The organism is Streptomyces sp. NPDC020299, from assembly GCF_044387825.1.
Lineage (GTDB): Bacteria > Actinomycetota > Actinomycetes > Streptomycetales > Streptomycetaceae > Streptomyces.
Window position 1 is genome coordinate 181,010 of the sequence record NZ_JBIRWL010000012.1, and the last position, 24,054, is coordinate 205,063.

At 71.5% G+C, this 24,054-nt stretch carries 25 protein-coding genes; 14 read left to right on the forward strand and 11 right to left on the reverse strand.

What is annotated here, in order from left to right:
* Positions 1-122 precede the first annotated feature (122 nt).
* Positions 123-728 (reverse strand): DUF2017 domain-containing protein, encoded by a 606-nt coding sequence (locus ACH45E_RS29025; RefSeq protein ID WP_361450302.1) that lies wholly within the window; start codon positions 726-728, stop codon positions 123-125.
* A gap of 50 nt (positions 729-778) precedes the next feature.
* Entirely contained in the window at positions 779-1,096 is a 318-nt protein-coding gene (clpS, locus tag ACH45E_RS29030) for an ATP-dependent Clp protease adapter ClpS (protein ID WP_361450748.1), read from the reverse strand.
* 139 nt (positions 1,097-1,235) lie between these two features.
* Here clpS and ACH45E_RS29035 point away from each other — a divergent pair, with 139 nt between their 5' ends.
* Both ACH45E_RS29035 and ACH45E_RS29040 read left to right on the forward strand, forming a co-directional pair.
* Positions 1,236-2,582, forward strand: coding sequence for a nicotinate phosphoribosyltransferase (locus ACH45E_RS29035; RefSeq protein ID WP_361450299.1), 1,347 nt, complete (start codon positions 1,236-1,238; stop codon positions 2,580-2,582).
* 502 nt (positions 2,583-3,084) lie between these two features.
* Complete coding sequence (locus tag ACH45E_RS29040) at positions 3,085-3,675, forward strand: nicotinamidase (RefSeq protein WP_361450296.1); 591 nt, start codon at positions 3,085-3,087, stop codon at positions 3,673-3,675.
* A 36-nt stretch (positions 3,676-3,711) separates the two neighbouring features.
* On the opposite strand, the gene ACH45E_RS29045 is transcribed toward ACH45E_RS29040, so the two are convergent.
* Positions 3,712-4,053, reverse strand: a complete 342-nt coding sequence (locus ACH45E_RS29045; RefSeq protein ID WP_361450293.1) for a hypothetical protein — start codon at positions 4,051-4,053, stop codon at positions 3,712-3,714.
* 121 nt (positions 4,054-4,174) lie between these two features.
* Positions 4,175-6,526 carry an immune inhibitor A domain-containing protein gene (locus tag ACH45E_RS29050; RefSeq protein ID WP_361450290.1) on the reverse strand — a complete coding sequence of 784 codons (2,352 nt, stop codon included), beginning with the start codon at positions 6,524-6,526 and terminating at the stop codon, positions 4,175-4,177.
* A 404-nt stretch (positions 6,527-6,930) separates the two neighbouring features.
* Here ACH45E_RS29050 and ACH45E_RS29055 point away from each other — a divergent pair, with 404 nt between their 5' ends.
* Positions 6,931-7,257, forward strand: a complete 327-nt coding sequence (locus tag ACH45E_RS29055; RefSeq protein ID WP_361450287.1) for a hypothetical protein — start codon at positions 6,931-6,933, stop codon at positions 7,255-7,257.
* A 14-nt stretch (positions 7,258-7,271) separates the two neighbouring features.
* On the opposite strand, the gene ACH45E_RS29060 is transcribed toward ACH45E_RS29055, so the two are convergent.
* A complete protein-coding gene (locus ACH45E_RS29060; RefSeq protein ID WP_361450284.1) occupies positions 7,272-7,952 on the reverse strand; it encodes an RDD family protein in 681 nt (226 codons plus the stop codon).
* Between the two features lie 262 nt (positions 7,953-8,214).
* Entirely contained in the window at positions 8,215-9,783 is a 1,569-nt protein-coding gene (locus ACH45E_RS29065) for an RDD family protein (protein WP_361453017.1), read from the reverse strand.
* 281 nt (positions 9,784-10,064) lie between these two features.
* Here ACH45E_RS29065 and ACH45E_RS29070 point away from each other — a divergent pair, with 281 nt between their 5' ends.
* Positions 10,065-10,478, forward strand: a complete 414-nt coding sequence (locus ACH45E_RS29070) for an SsgA family sporulation/cell division regulator (protein ID WP_361453014.1) — start codon at positions 10,065-10,067, stop codon at positions 10,476-10,478.
* Between the two features lie 16 nt (positions 10,479-10,494).
* On the opposite strand, the gene ACH45E_RS29075 is transcribed toward ACH45E_RS29070, so the two are convergent.
* Complete coding sequence (locus ACH45E_RS29075) at positions 10,495-11,901, reverse strand: FAD-linked oxidase C-terminal domain-containing protein (RefSeq protein WP_361453047.1); 1,407 nt, start codon at positions 11,899-11,901, stop codon at positions 10,495-10,497.
* Positions 11,902-11,993: 92 nt separating this feature from the next.
* Between ACH45E_RS29075 and ACH45E_RS29080 the strand changes: the two genes are divergently transcribed.
* Entirely contained in the window at positions 11,994-13,445 is a 1,452-nt protein-coding gene (locus tag ACH45E_RS29080; protein WP_361453011.1) for a tetratricopeptide repeat protein, read from the forward strand.
* A 108-nt stretch (positions 13,446-13,553) separates the two neighbouring features.
* On the opposite strand, the gene hppD is transcribed toward ACH45E_RS29080, so the two are convergent.
* Positions 13,554-14,702 carry a 4-hydroxyphenylpyruvate dioxygenase gene (gene hppD / locus ACH45E_RS29085; RefSeq protein ID WP_361453008.1) on the reverse strand — a complete coding sequence of 383 codons (1,149 nt, stop codon included), beginning with the start codon at positions 14,700-14,702 and terminating at the stop codon, positions 13,554-13,556.
* A gap of 139 nt (positions 14,703-14,841) precedes the next feature.
* On the opposite strand from hppD, the gene ACH45E_RS29090 reads away from it, so the two are divergent.
* From ACH45E_RS29090 to ACH45E_RS29130, 9 genes are all read left to right on the forward strand, one after another.
* Positions 14,842-15,327 carry an Lrp/AsnC family transcriptional regulator gene (locus ACH45E_RS29090; protein ID WP_361453005.1) on the forward strand — a complete coding sequence of 162 codons (486 nt, stop codon included), beginning with the start codon at positions 14,842-14,844 and terminating at the stop codon, positions 15,325-15,327.
* 39 nt (positions 15,328-15,366) lie between these two features.
* Entirely contained in the window at positions 15,367-16,014 is a 648-nt protein-coding gene (locus ACH45E_RS29095) for an ABC transporter permease (RefSeq protein ID WP_361453002.1), read from the forward strand.
* Positions 16,015-16,079: 65 nt separating this feature from the next.
* Entirely contained in the window at positions 16,080-16,208 is a 129-nt protein-coding gene (locus ACH45E_RS29100; protein ID WP_361452999.1) for a hypothetical protein, read from the forward strand.
* Positions 16,201-16,371 (forward strand): hypothetical protein, encoded by a 171-nt coding sequence (locus tag ACH45E_RS29105; RefSeq protein ID WP_361452996.1) that lies wholly within the window; start codon positions 16,201-16,203, stop codon positions 16,369-16,371. The genes ACH45E_RS29100 and ACH45E_RS29105 overlap by 8 nt, the downstream gene beginning before the upstream one ends.
* A complete protein-coding gene (locus ACH45E_RS29110) occupies positions 16,364-17,533 on the forward strand; it encodes a betaine/proline/choline family ABC transporter ATP-binding protein (protein ID WP_361452993.1) in 1,170 nt (389 codons plus the stop codon). The genes ACH45E_RS29105 and ACH45E_RS29110 overlap by 8 nt, the downstream gene beginning before the upstream one ends.
* A gap of 95 nt (positions 17,534-17,628) precedes the next feature.
* A complete protein-coding gene (locus ACH45E_RS29115) occupies positions 17,629-18,396 on the forward strand; it encodes an ABC transporter permease (protein WP_361453044.1) in 768 nt (255 codons plus the stop codon).
* A gap of 74 nt (positions 18,397-18,470) precedes the next feature.
* On the forward strand, positions 18,471-19,352 hold the full coding sequence (locus ACH45E_RS29120) for a glycine betaine ABC transporter substrate-binding protein (RefSeq protein WP_361453041.1): 882 nt from the start codon (positions 18,471-18,473) through the stop codon (positions 19,350-19,352).
* Positions 19,353-19,418: 66 nt separating this feature from the next.
* Complete coding sequence (locus ACH45E_RS29125) at positions 19,419-20,003, forward strand: helix-turn-helix domain-containing protein (RefSeq protein ID WP_361452990.1); 585 nt, start codon at positions 19,419-19,421, stop codon at positions 20,001-20,003.
* 44 nt (positions 20,004-20,047) lie between these two features.
* Entirely contained in the window at positions 20,048-20,233 is a 186-nt protein-coding gene (locus ACH45E_RS29130) for a hypothetical protein (RefSeq protein ID WP_361452987.1), read from the forward strand.
* Here the strand turns inward: ACH45E_RS29130 and ACH45E_RS29135 are convergent.
* From ACH45E_RS29135 to ACH45E_RS29145, 3 genes are all read right to left on the reverse strand, one after another.
* Positions 20,230-21,021, reverse strand: coding sequence for a S16 family serine protease (locus ACH45E_RS29135; protein ID WP_361452984.1), 792 nt, complete (start codon positions 21,019-21,021; stop codon positions 20,230-20,232). The genes ACH45E_RS29130 and ACH45E_RS29135 overlap by 4 nt on opposite strands.
* A gap of 116 nt (positions 21,022-21,137) precedes the next feature.
* Positions 21,138-21,779, reverse strand: a complete 642-nt coding sequence (locus ACH45E_RS29140) for a helix-turn-helix domain-containing protein (protein ID WP_361452981.1) — start codon at positions 21,777-21,779, stop codon at positions 21,138-21,140.
* Between the two features lie 321 nt (positions 21,780-22,100).
* A complete protein-coding gene (locus tag ACH45E_RS29145) occupies positions 22,101-23,891 on the reverse strand; it encodes a DEAD/DEAH box helicase (RefSeq protein WP_361452978.1) in 1,791 nt (596 codons plus the stop codon).
* Positions 23,892-24,054 lie beyond the last annotated feature (163 nt).

Here is a 24,054-nt window from a genome sequence, read left to right on the forward strand (position 1 = left end):
GTGGCGCACCGCACAGGAAAAAGGGGGCAAATGGCCCCCAGGTGCGGCAAAACAGGCCGCAGTGGTAACGCGATCGTTATCCGGATTTGAGCGTCCGCTGAGCGAACAGAAAATCGGAATAATTAGGGCATCAGGGTCGAGACAAGCGTCTCCTGAAGCCCGCCCAGCCAGAGGTACGCCATCACCATCGGCTTGCGCGGGTCCTCGTCCGAGAGCCGGTAGAGCAGGTCGGTGTCGTCCTCGTCGGAAATCTCCAGCCGGGCGCCTATCGCCAGACGGAGATCGTTGAGGGCGCCCAGCCACTGCCGGGACTCCTCGGTGCTCAGGCTGAGAATCGCCTCGTCCTCGCCGGCGGACCCCAGCGCGTCCAACGTGCGGATCACCGACAGCGCGTTGTCCCGCTTGCCCGCCCGCAGGTCGTTCTCGGTGAAGCGGCGGAACTCGGCGGAGTGGGCGTGCCGCTCCTCGGCGTCCTGCGGCGAGGCGGGGGTCTGCTCCGGGTCGACGTAGGCGTCCGGGAAGAGGCGTCGCAGCACCGGGTCGGCCGGCGGCTCGCTCGGGCCCTCGGCGAACAGCTCGGCGAGCGGGTCGGCGGGGGCGTCCTCGGCGGGGCCGGGGCCGATGAGTTCCAGGAGCTGGACGGCCAGCGACCGGATGATGGAGATCTCGACGTAGTCGAGCGCGACGGCCGCGCCGCCGCCGGGGAGCGGTTCGAAGGTTCCGGGCATCGGTGGGTCGTTTACTCCGGTCTGCTTCTGGTTACTTCCGGTACTTCCGGTTACTTCCGGTCCTGCTGAAGAGTGGCCCACAGACCGTAGCCGTGCATCGCCTGCACGTCGCGTTCCATCTCCTCGCGGCTGCCGCTGGAGACGACCGCCCGGCCCTTGTGGTGGACGTCGAGCATGAGCTTGGTGGCCTTGTCCTTGGTGTACCCGAAGTACGTCTGGAAGACGTACGTCACATAGCTCATGAGGTTGACCGGGTCGTTGTGGACGATCGTGACCCACGGGACGTCGGGCTCGGGGACGGCGAAGACCTCCTCCGCCGATTCGGTTCGTTCGATCTCTACGGGAGCGGGTGACGTCACATCGCCCATGCTGCCACGCACGCCAGAAATCGTCACACTGACGAGATAGGAGTACGATCGACTCCCATGCCGCACACACCGGGGGACAACCCCCGGACCCCCGGCCGGGGCTGGGGGCATCCGAAGAGTCGTGATGAGGAGAGCTTTCGTGGCTGTAGCGGACCTTGGACTGCCGGTGGACGTCCCCTCGACGGCGCTCTTCACCGACCAGTACGAGTTGACGATGCTGCAGGCCGCCCTGAAGGCGGGTACGGCCGAACGGCGCAGCGTCTTCGAGGTCTTCACCCGGCGGTTGCCGGACGGGCGCCGCTACGGCGTCCTCGCGGGCGTCGGCCGGGTGCTGGACGCGGTGGAGAACTTCCGCTTCGACAACGGCGTCCTCGGCTTCCTGCGCGAGCGGAGGATCGTCGACGAGACCACACTCAAGTGGCTGGCCGGCTACCGCTTCTCGGGTGACATCTGGGGCTACCCGGAGGGCGAGATGTACTTCCCGGGTTCGCCCCTGATGCGGGTCGAGGGCTCCTTCGCCGAGTGCGTGCTGCTGGAGACGGTGGTCCTGTCGATCCTCAACCACGACTCGGCGATCGCGGCCGCGGCCTCCCGGATGGACTCCGCCGCCGGCGGCCGGCCGCTGATCGAGATGGGCGCCCGCCGCACCCACGAGCTGTCCGCCGTCGCCGCGTCCCGCGCCGCCTACATCGGCGGCTTCGCCTCCACCTCCGACCTCGCCGCCGGCTTCCGCTACAACATCCCGACCGTCGGCACCTCCGCCCACGCCTTCACCCTGCTGCACGACTGCGAGCGGGACGCCTTCCAGGCCCAGGTGGACTCGCTGGGCCGGGGCACCACCCTGCTGGTGGACACCTACGACGTCGCGGAGGCGGTCCGGACGGCCGTCGAGGTCGCCGGGCCCGAGCTGGGCGCCGTGCGTATCGACTCCGGCGACCTGCTGCTGGTCGCCCACCGGGTGCGGCAGCAGCTGGACGAGCTGGGTGCGCGGGACACGAAGATCATCGTGACCTCGGATCTGGACGAGTACGCCATCGCCTCGCTGGCGGCGGCGCCGGTGGACGCGTACGGCGTCGGCACCCAGCTGGTGACCGGCTCCGGGCACCCGACGTCCGCCATGGTCTACAAGCTGGTCGCGCGCGCCGAGTCGGACGAGCCGAAGGCGCCGCTGGTGCCGGTGGCGAAGAAGGCCAGGGGCGGCAAGACCTCGATCGGCGGCCGTAAATGGGCGGCGCGGCGGCTGGACGCGTACGGCGTGGCGGAGGCCGAGGTCGTCGGCACGGGCCCGGTCCCCAAGCAGCTCGCCGACCGGCAGCTCCTCGTCGAGCTGGTCAAGGGCGGCGAGATCGTCGCCCGCGAGCCCCTGGACGCCGCCCGCGACCGCCACGCCGCCGCCCGCGCCCTTCTGCCCCTGTCCGCGACCCAGCTCTCCCGCGGCGAACCGGTCATCCCGACGGAGTACGTCCAGGCGGGCTCGGGCAGCTAGCTCCTGTCGTCACCGGGAGCGCGGTCGGACACGGGAAAGAACCGAGCGCCGTGAACCGTCGGGGCGGCCCCCCAGGGCGCATCCGCGGCGAACCGGTCATCCCGACCGAGTACGCCCACGCGGACTCGGGCAGCTAGGCCCTGTCGTCACCGCGAGCGCGGTCGGACAAGGGGAGGGACCGGGCGCAGTGAATCGCCGCGGACGGCCCCCGCGGTCCGCCGCGGCGAACCGGTCATCCCGACGGAGTACGTCCACGCGGGCTCGGGTAGCTAGCTCCTGTCGTCACCGGGAGCGCGGTCGGATACGGGGGGAGGGGGCCGGGGGCCGTGAGACGGGCGGGAACCGGCCTGGCGGGCCCTGGGGCGCATTCCCGGAGCGCGCCGCGCCCGCGCGCGGTGCGTGCCCCCTCCCGCGCCCGGTGTGAAGTCTCTAGGCTCGGAGGTTCCCTCCCGGGCCCGCGCCCCCTCATCACTCGAGATCCCATAGCCGAAGGACACCGACCATGCGCCGCGCCTTGATCGTCGTAGACGTGCAGAACGACTTCTGCGAGGGGGGCAGCCTCGCGGTGGCCGGTGGTGCCGACGTGGCCGCCGCCATCACCGAGCTGATCGGGCAGGCCCCCGCCGGATACCGGCACGTGGTGGCCAGCCGCGACCACCACATCGCGCCCGGCGGCCACTTCGCCGACAACCCCGACTTCGTCCACTCCTGGCCCGCGCACTGCGTCGCCGGCACCGAGGGCGTGGGCTTCCACCCGAACTTCGCCCCCGCCGTGGCCTCGGGCGCGATCGACGCCGTGTTCGACAAGGGGGCGTACACGGGGGCGTACAGCGGCTTCGAGGGGGCGGACGAGAACGGCGTCGGCCTGGCGGACTGGCTACGGGCCCGGCAGATCGACGAGGTGGACGTGGTCGGCATCGCCACCGACCACTGCGTACGCGCCACCGCGCTGGACGCCGCCCGCGCGGGCTTCCGCACGCATGTGCTGCTCGACCTGACCGCCGGGGTGTCCGCCGAGACCACCGAGCGGGCGCTGGAGGAGATGCGCGAGGCGGGGGTGGAGCTGACCGGCAAGCCGGTCGTCTCCGCCTGACCCGGCCCCGTCCGGCGGATCAGACCCCGCTCTCCCTCACACCGGGGCCGTCGGCTGTCTCAGCAGGGACCGGATCGGGCGCCAGAGCTCCGTGACCAGCTCGGGCGAGGTGACACCGTTGTCGGGGGCCGTCCGCCATATCAGGCCGTCGGGGTGGTGCAGTACGGCGGTGATCTCGTCCGGGGTCGGCGGGGCCGCGTTCCCCCGCAGATAGACCGCGCGCATGCCGAGATTGCGCAGCCTGGTCAGGGCGCGGGCGCGGTTCCGGGCGTGCACGAGCACCCGGACGCTGCCGGGGCCGCCGGCCGGGGGACGGGGCAGGTTCAGCGCCACCACCACCGTGCCGTTCGGCAGCTTGCAGAAACCTCCTGCGGCCATGCGGTCATACCCCCGTGTCGGTCGGTGTCAATAAGAGAGCCACAGGACGCACCTAAACACGATCGGCGGCAGCCCGCCAAGGGGCTACCGCCGATACGCTTCTGACCTGCGGAAACGTGGACTACTTCACCGCGGGTCCGACCTGCAGCCTGATCTCCGAGCCGTCCTTGCTCTGCTTGCGGATCTCGATCTTGGTGTTGGTGTCAGTGATCTTGACCCCGGCCGCCGGGTTCGAGGCGTCGTAGTAGGTGCTGGTGTGGTCGTTGAAGACCGGCACCCCCTTCTGCCCCTTGATCACCGTCGCGACGTCCGCCTTGTGCAGCGTGATGCCGTCGGTGCCATCCAGGCTGAAGGGCGAGTCGTAGGCCTGGACGCGGTTGCGCATCAGCGTGCCGTCGGTCCACTTCAGCGGGGTGGGGTGCGAGTCGATCGGCAGGATCAGGCCGGTGCCGGCGTGGTCCTTGGTGTTGTTGTCCGCCTGGGAGGTGTCCCACTTCCAGATCAACAGGCCGTTCTGGTACGGGTAGTGCTCCACCCAGTCCGGACGGGTCGATGAGAAGCCGAAGTTGTACGGGCCGACCTTGAGGGTCTTGTCGTACGACACGTACTGGCGGTTCTCGGCGATGTAGTACTGCTTGTAGTCCTTGGTGAAGGACGCGCCGATGCGGGAGAAGCCGTTCGCGGTCCAAGCGGCGTCCGCGCTCTCGGCGTTGTCGGAGAACACGGCCGAACCGTCGGCGGTCAGCGTGATCTCGTCCGCCGCGAAGCCCTTCAGCGCCACGCCGCCGTCCGTCTGGTAGCGGAAGCGGAGCTGGAACTTCTTGCCCGCGTAGGCGTCCAGGGAGTACGACAGCTTCTTGTAGCCGTCGACCGTGCCGGTCAGGGCCGGGGTGTTGCTGGCGTCACGCGGGAGGGCCTGGCCGTCCACCGTGCCGTCCAGCGCGGTCCAGTTGGCGCCGCCGTCGGTCGACACCTCGGTGTAGAGGAAGTCGTAGTTGGCCTCGATGTCGTAGAAGCCGTCGAGGCTCAGCGTGGCCGAGGACTTGCCGGTGAGGTCCACGGAACGGGTCAGCGTGTTCTTCAGGTCGTTGCCGCTGCCGCTCCACCACTGGGTCGAGCCCTGCGCGGGGGTGACGACCTCGGTCTTGACCGCCTTGTCGGGCAGGTTGACCACCAGTGCCTGCGCGCGCTTGGTGTTGTACTCGGCGACGCCCAGCCGGTGCCGGGACTTCACGCCGGCGTTGGCGGTGTCGTAGTTGAGCCAGCCCAGCTGGAGCTTGTCCCAGGCGTTCATGTCGCCGGGGAGGTCGCCGATGGCCTCCTTGCCGGTGCCCAGCCAGGAGCCGGAGGACATCAGCGTCCAGAAGCCGGTGGAGTTCTCGCCGCCGTTGGTGTCGTACTCGTCCGGCAGGCCGAGGTCGTGGCCGTACTCGTGGGCGTAGACGCCCAGGCCGCCGTTCTCCGGCTGGATGGTGTAGTCGCCGACCCAGATGCCGCTGTCGCCGATCTGCGTGCCGCCGAGCTTGTTGCCCGTCGGGCCGGTGGCGCCGGCGTCGGTGCCGAAGGCGTACCAGCGGTGCGCCCAGATCGCGTCGGTGCCCTGGACGCCGCCGCCCGCGGACTCGTCCTCACCGGCGTGCACGATCTGGAAGTGGTCGATGTAGCCGTCGGGCTCGTTGAAGTTGCCGTCGCCGTCGTAGTCGTAGCGGTCCCACTGGTCGAACTGCGCCAGGTCCGCCTTGATGGCCGCGTCGGACTTGCCGGCCGCCTTCTGCTGCGCGACCCAGGCGGTCACGCCGTCGCTGACGACGTTCCACACGCTCGGGCAGTTGGTGGAGCCGCAGGCGTTGTTGCCGTAACGGGCCTCGTTGTACGGGACCTTGACCCAGTCGGCGACCTCGCCGTCCACCGAGTAGCGGCCCGAGGACTGCTTCTCGTAGTACTTCTTCACCGACTCGGTCTTCTTGCCGGTGCCGAAGTACAGGTCCTGGAAGTGCTTCTGGTTGTAGTCCTTCTGCCAGGCCGTCGAGTTGTCCTTCGTACGGTCCGGCGCGGCTATCTGGTTGTGCAGGGGGCCCGCGGTGCCGCCGTACTTCGGGTCGGTCTTGTCGCCGAACTCGACCAGGATGGTGAAGATCTTGTCGGTCTTCTCCCGGCTCAGCTCGACGTACTTGGGGTCGCCCTTCTTGCTCTTGAGCTGGACGACCTTCGAGCCGTTGCGCTCCGTGGCCTTGGCCTTGCCGGATATGACCTGGTTGAGGGCCTCTTGGTGCTGGGCCTCCTGGGTCTTGCTCAGCGGGCCGTCGAGGTCGTGCTCCTGCTGCTTCACCGGCGCCGGGTCGTGCCGGTTGGCGGCAGCGGACTTGGCGGTGGTGCTCGCCTCCGCAACGGCGAAGGTGGAGAACGTGGCGGAGGCCGCCGCGAGCGCGACGCCGATCGCGGCCGCTCTGAACGTCCAGGGTCTGCTGGTCACTTGAGTTCCTCCCCCGCGTCCGCGCGCACGGAAGGAGGGTCCCGGTCATGGAAGGAAGCCCGTGCGCGCCTGATCAACGCGTGTAGTCAAGTGACGACATTTGACTAGAGGTTTAAGAGAAAAGACAGACCTTGACTTGAGCAGGTCAAGTGCACTATGCGGAGCGGGGGTTCGCTTTACGAACACCTCGCGTCCCGCTCGACGGGCGCGTGAGCCGTCCACTTGCTGGACCTCATGACTCCGTGCGCCCCCTGTGCACCGGTACCGTGGGTTAGGTCACGCTTACCAGCCGTTCCACTCGGGCATCCAGCCGAATAGAGTCGAATGGTGGAACGCCCGGAAGTCGGCGGGAACACAGGCCGGCGTCCCGTCTCACCCCCAAATCTTCCGAGGACACGATTGCCATGCCTCGTCCGACCGCCGCACAGCTCGCCTACGGTTCCTGCACCGTGATCTTCTCGACGCTCGCCATGCTGCTGCTGTCACAGACGAGTTCGGGTCTCGGGATCGCGGTCATCGCCCTCGCGGCACTCGCCCTCGGGCTCCTGGTCGCCATGACGGTCCCGCTGCCGAAGCAGCGCGCGGCCGCCGCGCCGGTCGCCGCCCCGGCAGCCGCCCCGGTCGAGGAACCGGCCCCGGCGCCGGTGGCCCGCGAGCGGGTGCCCGTGCGGCGGGAGCGGGAGCCGGTGGCCGCCGCGGTCGAGCCGGTACGCGAGCCCACGGCACCCTGACAGCCGCCGGGCCGTCAACCGGTGCTGACCACCACCGTCTTGGCGGCCTTGTCGTGCAGCCCCTGCTTGTAGGGCTTGTCGAAGAAGCTCCAGCCGCCGCAGATCGCCGTCCAGATGCAGGCGCAGCAGAACGCGAACGGCAGCCACAGCACCAGGGCGCGCAACAGTGAGGTCTGCCGGGAGGGCGTGCTGCCGTCGTGGAGGTCGGCCACCCGCATGCGCAGCCACTTCTTGCCGAGGGTCTGGCCCGACCTGGCGATCAGGACGGTGTCGTAGGCGACGTAGAGCACGGCTGCGATGAGCGACTGCGTGAACCCCTTGCCGACCTCGACCCGGTCGCCGTTCATCTGGTACTCGCGCACCCCGAACGCCCAGGTGAGCAGCCAGACCACGATGCCCACCAGGATCATGTCGATGATGCGGGCCAGGGTGCGCCTGCCGCTGTCCGCGAGCGGGGGCATACCGGCGAGCGGGTCACTGGGGTAACCGCCGGCACCGGGCGGGCCGCCGTAGGGCGGAGGCTGGCTGCCGTACGGGGGCTGCTGACCACCGTAGGGCGGCTGCTGCCCCTCGCCGGGGGGCGGCTGCCCACCGCCGTACGGCGAGCCCTGCCCCTGGTCCGGCGGGGGCTGTTTCCTGAACGGGTCGTCCTCCGGGGGCTGCGGTCCGGAGCCGGGGGGCGGTTCGCTGCTCATGGCCCGAGTGGACCGCGAACACCCCGGCTCCGCACCCGGCGGACGGCCGTCCGGAGTACGCAGACGGGATGGGCCCTAGGGGCTGTCTGACAATTCCCGTCGTCCGCCCGAAGGGCGGGCCCCGCGGCGTCTGGTGCGTGCGATCGCAAGGCGCCGGAGCGCCCTCGTGGCGGAGCCACGTGGGTGGTTCGGCAACGCGGCGAGCGTGCGTGCCAGGCGTCGCGGGGCAGGCGGGAATTGTCAGACAGCCCCTAGGGGTGCCCTAGCCCGCCACGAAGGTGTGGGACGCCTTGTCGTGCCAGCACTGGTGCCAGGGCCGGTCGAACAGGCACCACAGGACGCCGACGACGCCGATGCCGAGCAGGCCGGGGACGCTGTAGACCAGCCAGCGGCGCAGGGCGAGCCCGAAGGACGGGGGCTCGTGCCCCTCGATGTCCCGGACCTGGATGCCGCACAGCTTCTTGCCCAGTGTGCGGCCCCACTTGGCGGTGGGCAGCACCTCGTACAGCACGCCGGCGAGGAGCAGGACGGCCAGGACGATGCCCAGGTAGGCGCCGGTCGTGCCGTCCAGCAGCCAGACCGTGACGGTACGGCCGGACAGCTTGGCCGCGTCGATCTTCTCCTGGACGTGGTCGACCACCTTGACGCCCAGCGGTACGGCGGCCGCGGCGGTGACCGCGCCGAGGACCAGCGTGTCGACCAGGCGGGCGGCCAGCCGCTTGCCGAGGCCCGCGGGCCGCGCCGCCGCCTGCCGGCGGGCGACCGCCTGGAACGGGTCCTCGACCGGCGGCTTCCACGGTGTCACGGGCTGCTCGTCGTCCCCGGCGCCCGCGAGCCGGTGCACCTGCTGAGCCCAGGACGACTGCCCGCCGCCCACCCCGCCGGCCATCGGGGCGCCGCCTCCGGACAGCGGGGCGCTCGCCTGGGGAGGTACCGAGGCGGATACCGGCCCCGCCTGAGCGCGGCCCGTGTCGCCCTGCGCCTGCCCGGGGACCTGGGCCTGGCCGTGGCCCGGGGCGCTTCCCTGGGGCGGGGCCGAGGCCTGGCCGGGGACCCAGGCCTGGCCCTGGCCCGGGCCCTGCGCCTGCGCCGCCGCGCGGGCCGCGGCGGCCTTCCCGGCGCCGAAGCCGGGCCCGGAGGGGGCTCCGGAGGCAGCCGCGCCACCTGCTTGCTGCCCACCGGCCCCGACGGGGCCCTGCACACCGAACGACCCGGACCGCGAGCCCCCCGCGCCCTGACCGCCCGACGCCTGGCCGCCCGACGCCTGGCCGGGGGCCGGGCCGTTCGGGGAGACGGGCCGGAACGTCATCGTCCCGTCGTCCGCCGGACCGGCGGAGCCGGCTGCCGGGCGCCTGAAGACGAATGTGCCGCCCGAGTCGATGTCGCCGGGGTCCGGATCGGCGGGCGGGATCGTCGCCGTGCCGTCGGTGCGGGCCGCCCTGCCGTCCGGCTGGGCCAGGGAGTCGGGCATGCGCGGATCGGCGCCCCAGGAGACCCGGCGGTCCTGGTCGCCGCCGAAGCCGGACTGCTGCGCCCGGTCGGCACCCCACGCCGACGCCGGTTCCGCCGGGCCGCCCGCCGGCGGGTCCTCGTCGAAGAAGTGCGGGCCGGTCTCCTCGACCGACGGCGGGGCCGACGCCGGGCCCTGTGACCGGTCCGGCCAGTTACCTGGCGGCGGAGCGAGCGTCTCGCCGTCCTCCGGGGCCGGCCGGCTGGTGCCCGGCACCCAGGCGGCGCCGTTCCAGTACCGGACGTATCCGGGGATGGACGGGTCCGGGTAGTAGCCCTCGCGGGGCCTGTCGTCGCCGGGGGCCGGGGTTGGGGCGCTCATGTCCGCGTCGTCCCGTATCTGCTCGGGGGTCGTATAGGGGGCTCCACATCTATCAGACCCACGCCATCGGGAGAGCCAGTCACGCAGGACCCACCCCTTTCCGGGCGACCCCGTGCTAGGGCTTCACAAGTCGCGGTACGCAGGGTTGACGCGGGTTCGAAAAAAAGTCCCCCGAACATCCCTGAACATCCCCCGAACCCGCGTAATGCCCGGGCCCCGGCCGCCTCTCACCTCGTACGGGCCGCCTCCCCGTGGCCCCGGCGAGAGAGGAACGGCACGTCATGCAGCACACCGTGGTGGAACGCGAACTTGAACTGCTGCTCATCCTGTCCCCCGACCGGAGCATCCCGGTCCCGGCCCGGCTCGGGTACCGCTCGGACGACCCGTACGCCGTCCACATCACCTTCCACATCACCTCCGAACAGCCCGTGACCTGGACGTTCTCCCGCGAACTGCTGGTGCAGGGGGTGTTCCGGCCGAGCGGGCAGGGCGACGTCCGGGTGTGGCCGACGCGGGTGGAGGGGCGCGGCGTCGTCCTGATGGCGCTGAGTTCACCCGACGGTGACGCCCTGCTCCAGGCACCGTCCGCCCAGCTGTCCGCCTGGCTGGAGCGCACGCTGCGCGCCGTGGCCCCGGGGAGTGAGGCCGAGCGCCTCGGGATCGACGACGCGCTCGACCATCTCCTCGCCCAGTGAGCCGGGCGAGGCACCGTCAGAAAAGTTTGCCGGGGTTCAGGATTCCCAGCGGGTCGAACACCTGCTTGACCGCGCGTTGCATCTCCAGGCCCACCGGGCCGACCTCGCGGGCGAGCCACTCCTTCTTCAGGACGCCGACGCCGTGCTCGCCGGTGATGGTGCCGCCGAGTTCCAGGCCGAGGGCCATGATCTCGTCGAAGGACTCGCGGGCCCGCCGGGACTCGTCGGCGTCCTGGGCGTCGAAGCACACGGTCGGGTGGGTGTTGCCGTCACCGGCGTGGGCGCACACGCCGATGGTCAGCCGGTACTTCTCCGCGATCCGCTCGACCCCTTCGAGCATCTCCGCAAGCCGTGACCGGGGCACGCACACGTCGTCGATCATCGTCGTGCCCTTGACGGCCTCCAGGGCGACGAGGGCCGTCCGACGGGCCTGCAGGAGGAGTTCGGACTCGGCGGCGTCCTCGGCCGGGACCACCTCGGTGGCGCCCGCGGCCTCGCACAGCGCGCCGAGGGCGGCGAGGTCGGCGGCGGGGTCCGGGGTGTCGAAGGCGGCGAGGAGGAGGGCCTCGGTGCTCTCCGGCAGGCCCATGTGGCCGAGGGCGTTGACCGCCTTGACGGTCGTACGGTCCATCAGTTCGAGGAGGGACGGCACATGGCCGCCCGCCATGATCCGGCACACGGCGTCGCAGGCGTCGGCGGCGGAGGAGAACTCGGCGGCCAGCACCAGCTGCCGCGGCGGCTTGGGCCTGAGCGCGAGCACGGCCCGCACGACGATGCCGAGCGAGCCCTCCGAGCCGACGAACAGGCGGGTCAGGTCGTAGCCCGCCACGCCCTTGGCGGTGCGGCGGCCGGTGGACATCAGGCGTCCGTCGGCGAGGACGACGTCCAGGCCGAGGACGTACTCGGCCGTCACCCCGTACTTCACACAGCACAGCCCGCCGGAGCCGGTGCCGATGTTGCCGCCGATGGTGCACATCTCCCAGCTGGAGGGGTCCGGCGGGTAGTACAGGCCGTGCTCCTCGACGGCACGGGAGAGGGCGGCGTTGATCACGCCCGGTTCGACGACGGCGACGCGGTCGACCGGGTTGATCTCGAGGATGCGGTCCATCCGGGTCAGGGACAGCACGATGCAGCCGTCGGAGGCGTTGGCCGCTCCGGACAGGCCGCTGCGGGCGCCCTGCGGGACGACCGGCACGCGCAGCTCGGTGGCGGTGCGCATGACGTGCTGGACCTCCTCGACCGTGCGTGGCAGCACCACCACGGCCGGAGTGCCGGCCGGGCAGAAGCTCGCCATGTCGTTGGCGTAGGAGGCGGTGACATCGGGGTCGGTGAGGATCGCCTCGGCCGGCAGGCCCGCGAGCAGCCGGTCGGTGAGGTTGCCCTGGGCTTCGTCACGCGGGGCTTCGATACGGCTCATGATCACAGCGTCGCACCCGGGGCCATCGGTGTGAACCCCGTCCATGGCTCCCTTGGGCCACCCGGATGTGGTCGTCATATTGACGCACAGTGTGCGCCATGGAGAAGCGACAGTCCGGTCCGGGAACGTCCCTGGTGGCCGAGCGGCCCCGGCGGCGCGGTCGCCGTCTGCTGCGGCGGGTGCTGGTGGCCTCGGTGACGGGCACCGCGGCGGTCGGCGGTGCGCTGATGCTGCTGCCGAAGGAGACCCCGCCCAGGGCCGGCCTGCCCGCGGCGGGGCCGAGGGCGCAGGCACCGGCCGCGGTGACCGCCGGGGTGCCTGCCGCGCTGCCCGACCTGACCCGGCTGATCGGGGACCGCGAGAACCGTCTGCGGACCCATCCCCGGGACGCGCGGGCGTGGGCGGTCCTGGGCACCGCCTATCTGGAGCGGGGCCGGCAGACCGCCGACGCCGCGAACTATCCGCGGGCCGAGCGTGCGCTGCGGGAGTCCCTGGAGGTCAAGGGCGGCAAGAACGTCGAGGCACTGGAGGGGCTCGCGGCGCTGGCGAACACGCGCCGGGACTTCGAGGTGGCCCGGGACTGGGGCGAGCAGGCACGGAAGCTGGCGCCGAAGCGCTGGACGACGTACGCGGTGCTGATCGACGCCTACACCGGGCTCGGCGACTACAAGGCGAGCCGGAGCACGCTGGACAAGCTGCTGGCCCTGCACACCAAGGGCGCCGCCCGCCCGGCGGTGATGGCGCGGACCTCGGCCGTCTACCGCGACCGGGGCTGGCGCGAGGACGCGGCGGCCCAGCTGGCCGACGCGGCGGCGACCGCCCGGACCTCCGCCGAGCAGGCCGACTACCTCGCCCGCGCCGGGCAGCTGGCCTGGGAGCGCGGCGACCGCGAGGACGCGCTGCGGCACTTCGAGGCGGCCCTGCGCGTCGCCCCCGGACAGCGGGCCGCGGCGGCCGGCCGGGCCCGGGTCCTGGTCGCGCTGGGGCGGACCGCCGAGGCGCTGACCGCCTACCGGACGGCGCTCGCCGCGCAGCCCAGCCCCGAATGCACCCTGGAGCTGGGCGAGTTGTACCAGTCGCTGGGCAGGGAGGAAGAGGCGCGGGCGCAGTACGACCTGCTGCGGGACCGGGCGGCGCGGGACGAGGCCGACGGGGTGGACGAGGAGCTGCTCCTCGGGCGGTTCGAGGCGGACCACGGGGACCGGGAGGAGGCTGTCGAGCTGCTGCGGGACGAGTGGGAGATGCAGCCGGGCATCGAGGTGGCCGACGCGCTGGGCTGGGCGCTGCACCGGGTGGGTGAAGACGAGGAGGCGCTGGAGTTCGCGCGGATCGCGACGGACAAGGACAAGGGGGGCGGGGTGCGCAGCGCGCTGTACTCGTTCCACCTGGGCATGATCGAGGGGGAGCTGGAACTCACCGGGCCCGCGCGGCGGCATCTTCAGGAGGCGCTGCGGATCAACCCGTACTTCTCGCCGCTGCGGGTGCCGGTCGCGCGGGCGGCGCTGGCCCGGGTGGGTGAGCCGCCCGAGGAGGGTCCGCCGGAGAGCTGAGCTGCTGCTTGCGGGCTTGCGGGCTTGCGGGCTTGCGGTGGACCGTGCTCACGGGGCCGCCCTTTCATGCCCTGCGGGTGCCGGAGCGGCACCCGCAGGGCGGCGGATTCACAGGTTCCCGCGCCGCTCCTGCTCCCGCTCGATCGCCTCGAACAGGGCCTTGAAGTTGCCCTTGCCGAAGCCCATGGAGCCGTGCCGTTCGATGATCTCGAAGAAGACGGTCGGGCGGTCCTGGACCGGCTTGGTGAAGATCTGCAGCAGGTAGCCGTCCTCGTCGCGGTCGGCGAGGATCTTCAGCTCGCGCAGGGTCTCGATCGGCACGCGGGTGTCGCCGACCCACTCGCCGAGGGTGTCGTAGTAGGAGTCGGGCGTGTCCAGGAACTCGACCCCGGCCGCGCGCATGGTGCGTACCGTCTGGACGATGTCGCCCGTGTTCAGCGCGATGTGCTGGACGCCGGCGCCGCCGTAGAACTCCAGGTACTCGTCGATCTGGGACTTCTTCTTGGCGATCGCGGGCTCGTTGATCGGGAACTTCACCTTGAGCGTGCCGTCGGCGACGACCTTCGACATCAGGGCGCTGTACTCGGTGGCGATGTCGTCGCCCACGAACTCCTTCATGTTCGTGAAGCCCATGACCTGGTTGTAGAACTCCACCCACTCGTTCATCCGGCCGAGTTCGACGTTGCCGACGCAGTGGTCGACGGCCTGGAAGGTGCGCTGGGCGGGCGGCTCGACCATCGGCTTCGCGGTCGCGTAGCCGGGCAGGTAGGGGCCGTCGTAGCCGGAGCGGTCGACGAGGGTGTGGCGGGTCTTGCCGTAGGTGGCGATGGCGGCGAGGACGACCGTGCCGTGCTCGTCCTTCAGCTCGTACGGCTCGGTCACCGAGCGGGCGCCGTGCTCGATGGCGTAGGTGTACGCGGCACGGGCGTCCGGGACCTCGATGGCCAGGTCGATGACGCCGTCGCCGTGCTCGGCCACGTGCTGGGCGAGGAAGTGGCCCCAGGTGGTGGCGGGCTTGATCACCGAGGTGAACACGAAGCGGGCGGAGCCGTTTTCCAGGACGTAGCTCGCGGTCTCGCGGCTGCCGTTCTCCGGTCCGGAGTAGGCGACCAGCTTCATGCCGAAGGCGGTGGAGTAGTAGTGCGCGGCCTGCTTGGCGTTGCCCACGGCGAAGACGACCGCGTCCATTCCCTTGACCGGGAAGGGGTCGGCCTGCCGGGCGGTCGTGTCGGGAGTGTGGTGTGTGGTCTGCGTCATGTCCGAAGGGTGGCTCTGGTCTGCAAGGTGCGCAATAGTTTGCGTATTGACTGGGCATTCTGCTCAGCGATACGGCCGTTTCGGCGGGCCTTCTGTACAGGATGACCAGGGCGACCAGGGGGACCACCCGGAGGCGGGCATGGCGATCGATCAGCTGGACGGGCGCATCATCGTGCTGCTGGCCCGGGAGCCGCGGATCGGGGTCCTCGAGATGTCCCGGCGGCTGGGGGTGGCGCGGGGCACGGTGCAGGCACGGCTGGACCGGCTTCAGTCGAACGGAGTCATCCGCGGATTCGGTCCGCAGGTGGACCCGGCGGCCCTTGGCTACCCGGTCACGGCGTTCGCCACGCTGGAGATCCGGCAGGGGCAAGGACCCGATGTCCGGGCCCACTTGGCGACCGTGCCGGAGGTGCTGGAGCTGCACACCACGACCGGCAGCGGGGACATGCTGTGCCGTCTGGTAGCCCGCTCGAACGCCGATCTCCAGCGGGTGATCGACCGGGTTGTCGGCTTTGATGGCATCGTCCGGGCCGCCACGGCGATCGTGATGGAGAACCCCGTCCCGCTGCGGATCATCCCGCTGGTGGAACAGGCGGCGGAACACCCGGAGGAGAGGACGTCCTAGCCGACCTGCGAACGAGCCTTGAAGAGGGAGTGAGGCCGCGTGAGCTTCTGGGAGTATCTGGGCGACCGCCACCAGCAGTTGCTCGCGGATGCCTGGCAGCACGCCTCCGCGGTCTTCCAGTGCATGGCACTGGCCACCGCGCTGGGCGTGCTGATCGGCGTCGCCGCCTACCGCAGTGACTGGGCGGGCAACCTGGCGACCACCGCCGGCTCGGCCCTGCTGACCGTCCCGTCGCTCGCCATGATCGGCCTGCTGATCCCGGTCGTCGGGCTCGGTGTGGCGCCCACGGTGATCGCCCTGACGCTGTACGGGCTGCTGCCGGTGGTCAGGAACGCGATCGTGGGGCTGCGCGGGGTCGACCCCGACCTGGTGGACGCGGCCCGGGGCATCGGGATGTCCCGCCGGGCCCGGCTGCTGCGGGTGGAGCTGCCGCTCGCCTGGCCGCCGATCCTGACCGGCGTCCGGGTCGCCACCCAGATGCTGATGGGCATCGCCGCCATCGCCGCCTACGCCTCCGGACCCGGCCTCGGCAACGAGATCTTCCGCGGGATCGCCTCCCTGGGCAGCGCCAACGCCCTGAACCAGGTACTCGCGGGCACCCTGGGGATCATCGTCCTGGCCCTGCTGTTCGACGCCGCGTACGTCCTGCTCGGACGGCTGACCATTCCCAGGGGAATCCGTGGCTGAGCCGTCCACGACCGGCATCCGGACCGCCCCTCAGACACTGATCGGGCTCACCCCCGGAGGGGCCCGTGGCTGAGACGTCCGCCGCCGGGGCGGCCATCGAGCCGGAGTACGCCTGGCCGCCCTTCGCCGCCCTCGGCTCCGGCCCCGCCTACGCCCCGACCGAACGGCTAACCCCCGGAGGGATCCGTGGCTGAGGAGTCCACGACCGGGGCGGCCATCGAGCCGGGGAGCCCTCGGCCGCCGACCCCGGCCGGCATCCAGGCCGCCATCCATACGCCGATGGGCATCGCGGCCATCGCCACCGGCCCCGCCTACGCCCCGACCGAACGGCTAACCCCCGGAGGGGCCCGTGGCTGAGACGTCCACGACCGGGGCGGCCATCGAGTTGGAGAACCTGACCAAGCACTATCCCGGCAGCCCGCACCCGTCCGTCGACCACGTCAGCATGGTCGTCGAGGCGGGCGAGACGGTGGTGCTGGTCGGGCCGTCCGGGTGCGGGAAGTCCACGACGCTGAAGATGATCAATCGCCTGATCGAGCCGACCGGTGGCCGTATCCGCATCGACGGCGAGGATGTCACCGGCATGGACCCGGTCCGGCTGCGCCGGAGGATCGGGTACGCCATCCAGTCGTCCGGGCTCTTCCCCCACCTGACCGTCGCCCAGAACATCGCGCTGGTGCCGAGGATGGCCGGCTGGCCGAAGCCCCGGATCCGGGAACGGGTGGCGGAGATGCTCCACCTGGTCGGGCTGGAGCCCGGCGAGTTCCAGGACCGCTACCCGCGCCGGCTCTCGGGGGGCCAGCAGCAGCGCGTCGGCGTGGCGCGGGCGCTGGCGGCCGATCCGCCGGTGCTGCTGATGGACGAGCCGTTCGGCGCGGTCGACCCGGTCACCCGCGACCACCTCCAGGACGAGCTGCTCCGGCTCCAGCGGGAACTGCGCAAGACGATCGTCTTCGTCACCCACGACTTCGACGAGGCGATCAAGCTGGGCGACCGGATCGCGGTGCTGCGCGAACGCTCCCGCATCGCCCAGTTCGACATCCCGGAGGCGATCCTCACCGACCCGGCGGACGACTTCGTCTCCGGCTTCGTGGGCGCCGGCGCCGCCCTGAAGCGACTGAACCTCACCCGCGTACGGGACCTGAGGGCCGGGAACTGCCCGACGGCGACCGTGGACACCCCGGTCGAGGAGATCCTCGGCAGGCTGCGCGGCGGCGGCACCACCGAGGTCCTCCTGCTCGACCGGCTCCGCCGCCCCCACAAGTGGCTCAGGCCCGGTGACCTGATGCGGGCCCGGGGTTCGCTGACCCGTGCGGGCAGACCGGTGCGGCACACGGTGACCCGGGAGGCGACGCTGCGGGACGCGCTGGAGGCGGTGCTGAGGAGCGACGCGGGCCGGGTTCCGGTGACGGGGCGGCACGGCGTGTACGAGGGCGTGGTGGACATGGAGACGCTGATGGGCCGCGTGCGTGAACTGCTGGACGCCGACCGCCTGAACGCCCTGGAGCGGACGAGGTGATCACGACCGAGCTGCAGCGACCGGCGGAACCGGACGGACCGGACGGACCGGGCTGCGTCGGGGAGCCGCGGGCGCCGCAGGGAGCCGTGCCGCCGATGCGGCCCGCCGGGCGGCGGTTCACCTGGCAGAAGCTGACGCTGCTGCCCGCGTTCCTCGTCGCGGTGCTGCTGGCGACCTGGCTGTGGTTCCGGCAGGCACACCTGGACGCGGTCTCGGCGAACGCCCTGTCGAACGGTCAGGTCTCCAAGGCCCTGTGGCAGCACATCGAACTGACCGCGATCTCGACCTTCTTCGTCCTGGTCATCGCCGTCCCGCTGGGCGTGCTGCTGACCCGTGAGGCCTTCCGGCGGGCCGGCCCGGCGGTGACGGCCCTCGCCAACGCGGGCCAGGCGACACCCGCGATCGGCCTCCTGGCCCTGCTGGTGATCTGGCTCGGCATCGGCCGGAGGGCGGCCCTGATCGGCATGATCGCCTACGCCGTCCTGCCGGTGCTGGCCAACACCGTCGCGGGCCTGAGGGCGAACGACCCGACCCTGCTGGAGGCGGCCCACGGCGTCGGGATGTCCCCGCTCGGCGTACTGGCCCGGGTGGAACTGCCGCTGGCGGTCCCGCTGATCCTCGCGGGCGTCCGTACGGCCCTGGTCCTCAACGTCGGCACGGCGACCCTGGCCACCTTCGGGGGAGGCGGCGGTCTCGGCGTACTGATCACCGCCGGCATCACCAACCAGCGCATGCCGGTGCTGGTGCTGGGCGCGGTGCTCACGGTCGTACTGGCCCTGCTGGTGGACTGGCTGGCCTCGCTGGCCGAGGTGCTGCTGCGGCCGCGGGGGCTGGAGACGGGGTGTCCGGGGACGGGGAGGTGAGACGGCTCGCCGCTCCGCTGGCCGCCGGGGCGCTGCTCCTGGCCACCGGCTGCGGTCTGAGCAGCGGCTCCCCCATGGCCGACGATGTCCGGCCCGGCTCGCTCGGACGGGGTGAGCCGCTGGGGGGCGCCCGTCTCACCGTGACGTCCAAGGCGGACACGGAGGGCCTCATCCTCGGCGCGATGGCCGGGATCGCCTTCCGGGCGGCCGGCGCGGACGTCCTGGACCGGACCGGCATCCAGGGTTCCATCGGCAGCCGGGAGGCGGTCAGGGGCGGGGACGCGGACGCCATGTACGACTACACGGGCACCGCCTGGATCACGTACCAGGGCCACAGCGAGCCCATCCCCGACCCGCACGAGCAGTGGCAGGCGGTGCACGACGCCGACCTGCGCAACGGACTGACCTGGCTGCCGCCGTCCCGGCTGAACAACACCTACGCACTGGCCATGAACCGGGCCGCCTTCAGGAAGTACGGCACCCGGACGCTGTCCGACGTGGCCGCGCTGTCCAGGTCGCACCCCGGGGCGGTGACGCTGTGCGTGGAGGGCGAGTTCGCCAACCGGACGGACGGACTGCGGGGCATGCAGCGGGCGTACGGGATGCGCGTACCGGCCAAGGACATCACGCAGATGGACACCGGGATCATCTACACCCAGGTGGCGAAGGGGAGTTGCACCTACGGGGAGGTCTTCACCACCGACGGCCGCATCGAGTCGATGGACCTGGTGGTGATGGAGGACGACCGGAAGTTCTTCCCCGACTACAACGCGGCCCCGGAGATCAACTCCCGGACCCTGAAGCGGTGGCCGGCGATCGCGGGCGTACTGGACCCGGTCACGAGGAGGCTGGACAACTCGGTGGCGCGGGAGCTGAACGCGAAGGTGGACGTGGGCGGGGAGGACCCGCATCAGGTGGCGCTGGAGTGGATGCGGGCGGAGGGGTTCGTGAAGTAGGCGTCCGAAGAAGGGGATGCAAAAGACTCGTTGCAAAGGACTCTTTGCAACGCTATCTTTGTACGCATGACGGAGCACGAAGAGCGGAAGTACCGGCGCCTCGATGCCCACGCACTGCGCGGTCTCGCCCACCCGCTGCGGATGCAGCTGCTGAGTGCACTGCGGCAGCGCGGCCCGGCGACCGCATCCCAACTGGCCTCGCGACTCGGTGAGTCGAGCGGCGCGACCAGCTACCACCTCCGTCAACTCGCCGCACACGGCTTCGTCGAGGACGCCCCGGAGCAGGGCAAAGGGCGGGAGCGCTGGTGGCGGGCGGTGGAGGAGGGGGTGGACTTCGACGGTACCGAGTTCGAGGGCGCCGGCCCCGAGGTGCGGGGGGCGATCGAGATGTTCCTGCACGAGGTCGCGCACACCCACGCCCGGGAGCTGTCCGCCTGGCTCGGCACCCGTGACCACTGGCCCAAGGACTGGCAGCGCGCCACCGACATGAGCGACATGACGCTACGGCTGACGCCCGAGCTCGCCGCCGAACTCGTCCACAAAATGCACGACTTGATCGACGGCTACCGCAACCGCGTGCCCGACGCGGACACCCCCGGCGCCGAGCAGGTGCGCGTCCACACGCACCTCTTTCCCATCGAAACCGACTGAGCGAAACCGACCGAGCCCGACTGAGACGCCCCGGAGGCTTCCCCATGCACACGCACATCGAGCTCGTCCAGCAGCACATGGCCGAACGCCGCGCCCAGGCCGACGCCTACCGCCTCGCCGCCCAGGCCGAGCGGCGCCCGAGCGAACTGCGCACCCGGCTCGGCTGGACCCTCGTGGAGGTCGGCCTGCGTCTCGCCGCCACGCGCGAACCGGCCCCGGCGATGGCCTAACAACTCGGTACGGAGCCCTTCCCCTTCTCCAGGGCCACCAGGGAGTTCACCGCGCCCTTCAGCGTGGTCACCGGAACCAGCCTGAGCCCCTTCGGCAGCTCCCCCTTGGCGTCGGCGCACTCGGCCTTGGGGACCAGGAAGACGGTCGCCCCGTCGCGCCGGGCGGCCTGCGTCTTGAGGCCCACGCCGCCGACCGCACCCACCGTGCCGTCGGCGTCGATCGTGCCCGTACCGGCGATGGTGCGGCCACCCGTCAGGTCGCCGCCGCCGCCGTCACCGTGCAGTTTGTCGACGATCCCGAGGGAGAACAGCAGCCCCGCGCTGGGCCCGCCGACATCGGCGAGCTTGAGGGTGACCTTGACGTCCTTGCTGTTCACGTTCAGGTACTTCAGCGCCGCCTCGGTCGCCGCGTCCTGGGACTGCTGCATCTGCTCGATGTTGTGCTTCTCGATCTCCTTGACGGTGTCGCCGCTCGGGTAGACCGCGTCGCGCGGCATGACCGCGCGGTCCGTACGGAACCAGCTGTCGAGCACGTCGGTCAGCGACACGCGCGTGTCCGGCGAGGTCGCCACGATCGTCGTCATCCGCAGCTGCCCGCTCGTCGCGCGGGTCGGCGCGCCGGAGACGGTGATCACGGCGGTGCCCTTGTTCTTGCCCAGCACGTTCGCCGTCATCCCCGGAGCCGCCACCGAGAACGGCAGCGGCGCGAAGACCGCGGTGGCGATCAGGGCCACGACGGGCGTGGCGCAGACGGCGACGGCCTGGAGGCGCGTGAGACGAGAGAGCACAGGATCAATCTACGGGACGACCACTTCCCGCCACGGCCCGGTCGGCCGGCGTCAGCCCCGGTCAGCCCGGTTCACTCCGCGCACACGTCCCCTCGCGCTCCCGGGCGGGTGTGCGCTCAGCGCAAGGCCTCCGCGACCTCTCGCGCCGCGTCGACCACCCGCGGCCCCACCCGCTCCGGCACGGCGTCCGCGAGCATCACCACGCCCACACTGCCCTCGACTCCCGTGACCCCGAGCAGGGGCGCCGCGGCCCCGCTGGCCCCGGCCTCGAGCTCCCCGTGGGTCAGGACGTACCCCGGCTCCGCGGACGGCGACTGCCGTGCGCACAGGATCGCCCTGCCCGCGGCTCCCCGGTCCAGCGGGTGCCGGAACCCCGCCCGGTACGCCACGTGATAGTCCGTCCACGTCGGCTCGACCACCGCGACGGCCAGGGCCTCGCTGCCGTCCACCAGCGTCAGATGCGCGGTCGCCCCTATGTCCTCCGCCAGCGACCGGAGCGCGGGCAGCGCGGCCTCCCGTACCAGCGGATGCACCTGCCGCCCCAGCCGCAGCACTCCGAGCCCGACCCGGGCCCGTCCGCCGAGGTCACGGCGTACGAGGGCGTGCTGCTCCAGCGTGGCGAGCAACCGGTACACGACGGTCCGGTTGACGCCCAGTTTGGTGGATAGCTCGGTGACGGTCAGCCCATGGTCCGTGTCGGCCAGCAGCTTGAGGACACGCAGTCCCCGGTCGAGCGTCTGAGAGGTCTCCGCGGTCACGACGCCCACTCCTTAGTGGTGAGGTCGGCAACCCCTGCGCGGTGGATGCGTCACCGAGTCCCGTCAGCGACGCGCTACAGAGGCCGCCGATCGGCAGGACGGCCCGGCGGCTCCGGGCCCAGTCGCTTCACGGCTGCGCTCCGCGGCGGCGCTGCCACGGGGCGTGTGCGTAGCGGGACAGTAGCGAAGCCGGTTCGCTGAGCGGAAGTCTCCGTCCAGAATCCGGGCACCGTCCGGCATGACCTGCGACCTTCGTCCGGATACGTACGGCGCGCCCCCGGGCGCCGCACGCCCCCGAGAACCGGGGCGGCGTCGGCGGCGTCACTTCATCCGCGTCGCCCACTCCTGCACCTTGGCGATCCGCTGCCGCAGTTGCCCGGCCGTCGCCTCGGCGCTCGGCGGGCCGCCGCACACGCGCCGCAGCTCGGTGTGGATGACCCCGTGCGGCTTGCCGCTCTGGTGCACGTACGCGCTGACCATGGTGTTGAGCTGCTTGCGCAGCTCCATCATCTCCTTGTGCGAGACCACCGGCCGCCGCTCGGCCGGCAGCTCCAGCAGGTCGGCCTCGGTGTCCGGCTTCTTGCGGCTGTGCGCGATCTGCCGGGCCTGCCTCTTCTGGAGCAGCATCTGCACCTGGTCGGGTTCGAGGAGCCCGGGGATGCCGAGGTAGTCCTGCTCCTCCTCGCTCCCCGGGTGGGCCTGCATGCCGAACTCGGCGCCGTCGTACAGCACCCGGTCGAAGACGGCCTCGGACTCCAGCGCCTCGAAGGAGAACTGCTCCTGCTCGCCGGTGTCCTCGTCCTGCTCCTTGTTCGCCTCGTCCATCTCCTTCTCGGACTCGGCGTACGGGTCTTCCTCGCCCTCCTTCTTCGGCTTGTCGAGGGCGTGGTCGCGCTCGACCTCCATCTCGTTGGCGAAGGTGAGCAGGTCGGGGACGGTCGGCAGGAAGACCGAGGCGGTCTCGCCGCGGCGGCGGGAGCGTACGAAACGCCCGACGGCCTGGGCGAAGAAGAGCGGGGTGGAGATGGTGGTGGCGTACACGCCGACCGCGAGCCTGGGCACGTCGACGCCCTCGGACACCATGCGGACGGCCACCATCCAGCGGTCCTCGTTCCCGCTGAAGTCGTCGATCCGCTTCGAGGCGCCGGCGTCGTCGGACAGCACGAGCGTGGCCTTGTTGCCGGTGATCTCCCGGATCAGCTTGGCGTACGCGCGCGCCGAGTCCTGGTCGGAGGCGATGACGAGCGCGCCCGCGTCCGGGATGGCCTTCCTGACCTCGGTCAGCCGCTGGTCGGCGGCGCGCAGCACGGCCGGCATCCACTCGCCGCGCGGGTCGAGCGCGGTGCGCCAGGCCTGGCTGACGGCGTCCTTGGTCATCGGCTCGCCGAGCCGGGCGGCGACCTCGTCACCGGCCTTCGTTCGCCAGCGCATGTTGCCGCTGTAGGAGAGGAAGATGACGGGCCGCACGACGTGGTCGGCGAGCGCGTTGCCGTACCCGTAGGTGTAGTCGGCGGCGGACCGCCGGATCCCGTCCTGCCCCTCCTCGTACGTCACGAAGGGGATGGGGTTGGTGTCGGACCGGAACGGCGTACCGGTGAGCGCGAGCCGCCGGGTGGCCGGCTCGAACGCCTCCAGGCACGCCTCGCCCCAGGACTTGGAGTCGCCGGCGTGGTGGATCTCGTCGAGGATGACGAGGGTCTTGCGCTGCTCGACCCGGTTGCGGTGCAGCATCGGCCGCACGCCGACACCGGCGTACGTCACCGCGACGCCCTGGTAGTCCTTCCCCAAGGGGCCCGCGCTGTACTCGGGGTCGAGCTTGATGCCCACCCGCGCGGCGGCCTCCGCCCACTGCTTCTTCAGGTGCTCGGTCGGCGCGACCACGGTCACCTGCTGCACGACGTGATGGTGCAGCAGCCAGGAGGCGAGCGTCAGCGCGAAGGTCGTCTTGCCGGCGCCGGGCGTGGCGACGGCGAGGAAGTCACGCGGCTGCTCCTGGATGTACCTGTCCATCGCCCCCTGCTGCCAGGCACGCAGCTTGCTGGCGGTGCCCCAGGGGGCGCGGCCTGGGAAGGCGGGCGAGAGGTGGTGGTTGTGCGTGGAGGAAGCAGACATAGGCGTGGGCCCGGAGGGCCCTCCGTTGAGGGTGGCGGCGGGTGACGGGCGGGCGGTAGTCACGGTCTCCGTGCGGGGGTTGGGCGGCTCGGCTGGGTATGACAACCGGGCCACCCTACCGGCGGGCCGGCGGTGTCCTTGCGCGGACGAGGGCGGGTCGGGG

Excerpts from the sequence above, each read along its gene's own strand:
- ACH45E_RS29025 (WP_361450302.1), bottom strand. The coding sequence starts at position 728 with ATGCCCGGAACCTTCGAACCGCTCCCCGGCGGCGGCGCGGCCGTCGCG.
- clpS (WP_361450748.1), bottom strand. The coding sequence starts at position 1,096 with ATGGGCGATGTGACGTCACCCGCTCCCGTAGAGATCGAACGAACCGAA.
- ACH45E_RS29040 (WP_361450296.1), top strand. The coding sequence starts at position 3,085 with ATGCGCCGCGCCTTGATCGTCGTAGACGTGCAGAACGACTTCTGCGAG.
- ACH45E_RS29045 (WP_361450293.1), bottom strand. The coding sequence starts at position 4,053 with ATGGCCGCAGGAGGTTTCTGCAAGCTGCCGAACGGCACGGTGGTGGTG.
- ACH45E_RS29055 (WP_361450287.1), top strand. The coding sequence starts at position 6,931 with ATGCCTCGTCCGACCGCCGCACAGCTCGCCTACGGTTCCTGCACCGTG.
- ACH45E_RS29060 (WP_361450284.1), bottom strand. The coding sequence starts at position 7,952 with ATGAGCAGCGAACCGCCCCCCGGCTCCGGACCGCAGCCCCCGGAGGAC.
- ACH45E_RS29065 (WP_361453017.1), bottom strand. The coding sequence starts at position 9,783 with ATGAGCGCCCCAACCCCGGCCCCCGGCGACGACAGGCCCCGCGAGGGC.
- ACH45E_RS29070 (WP_361453014.1), top strand. The coding sequence starts at position 10,065 with ATGCAGCACACCGTGGTGGAACGCGAACTTGAACTGCTGCTCATCCTG.
- ACH45E_RS29080 (WP_361453011.1), top strand. The coding sequence starts at position 11,994 with ATGGAGAAGCGACAGTCCGGTCCGGGAACGTCCCTGGTGGCCGAGCGG.
- hppD (WP_361453008.1), bottom strand. The coding sequence starts at position 14,702 with ATGACGCAGACCACACACCACACTCCCGACACGACCGCCCGGCAGGCC.
- ACH45E_RS29090 (WP_361453005.1), top strand. The coding sequence starts at position 14,842 with ATGGCGATCGATCAGCTGGACGGGCGCATCATCGTGCTGCTGGCCCGG.
- ACH45E_RS29115 (WP_361453044.1), top strand. The coding sequence starts at position 17,629 with ATGCGGCCCGCCGGGCGGCGGTTCACCTGGCAGAAGCTGACGCTGCTG.
- ACH45E_RS29120 (WP_361453041.1), top strand. The coding sequence starts at position 18,471 with ATGGCCGACGATGTCCGGCCCGGCTCGCTCGGACGGGGTGAGCCGCTG.
- ACH45E_RS29125 (WP_361452990.1), top strand. The coding sequence starts at position 19,419 with ATGACGGAGCACGAAGAGCGGAAGTACCGGCGCCTCGATGCCCACGCA.
- ACH45E_RS29130 (WP_361452987.1), top strand. The coding sequence starts at position 20,048 with ATGCACACGCACATCGAGCTCGTCCAGCAGCACATGGCCGAACGCCGC.
- ACH45E_RS29145 (WP_361452978.1), bottom strand. The coding sequence starts at position 23,891 with ATGTCTGCTTCCTCCACGCACAACCACCACCTCTCGCCCGCCTTCCCA.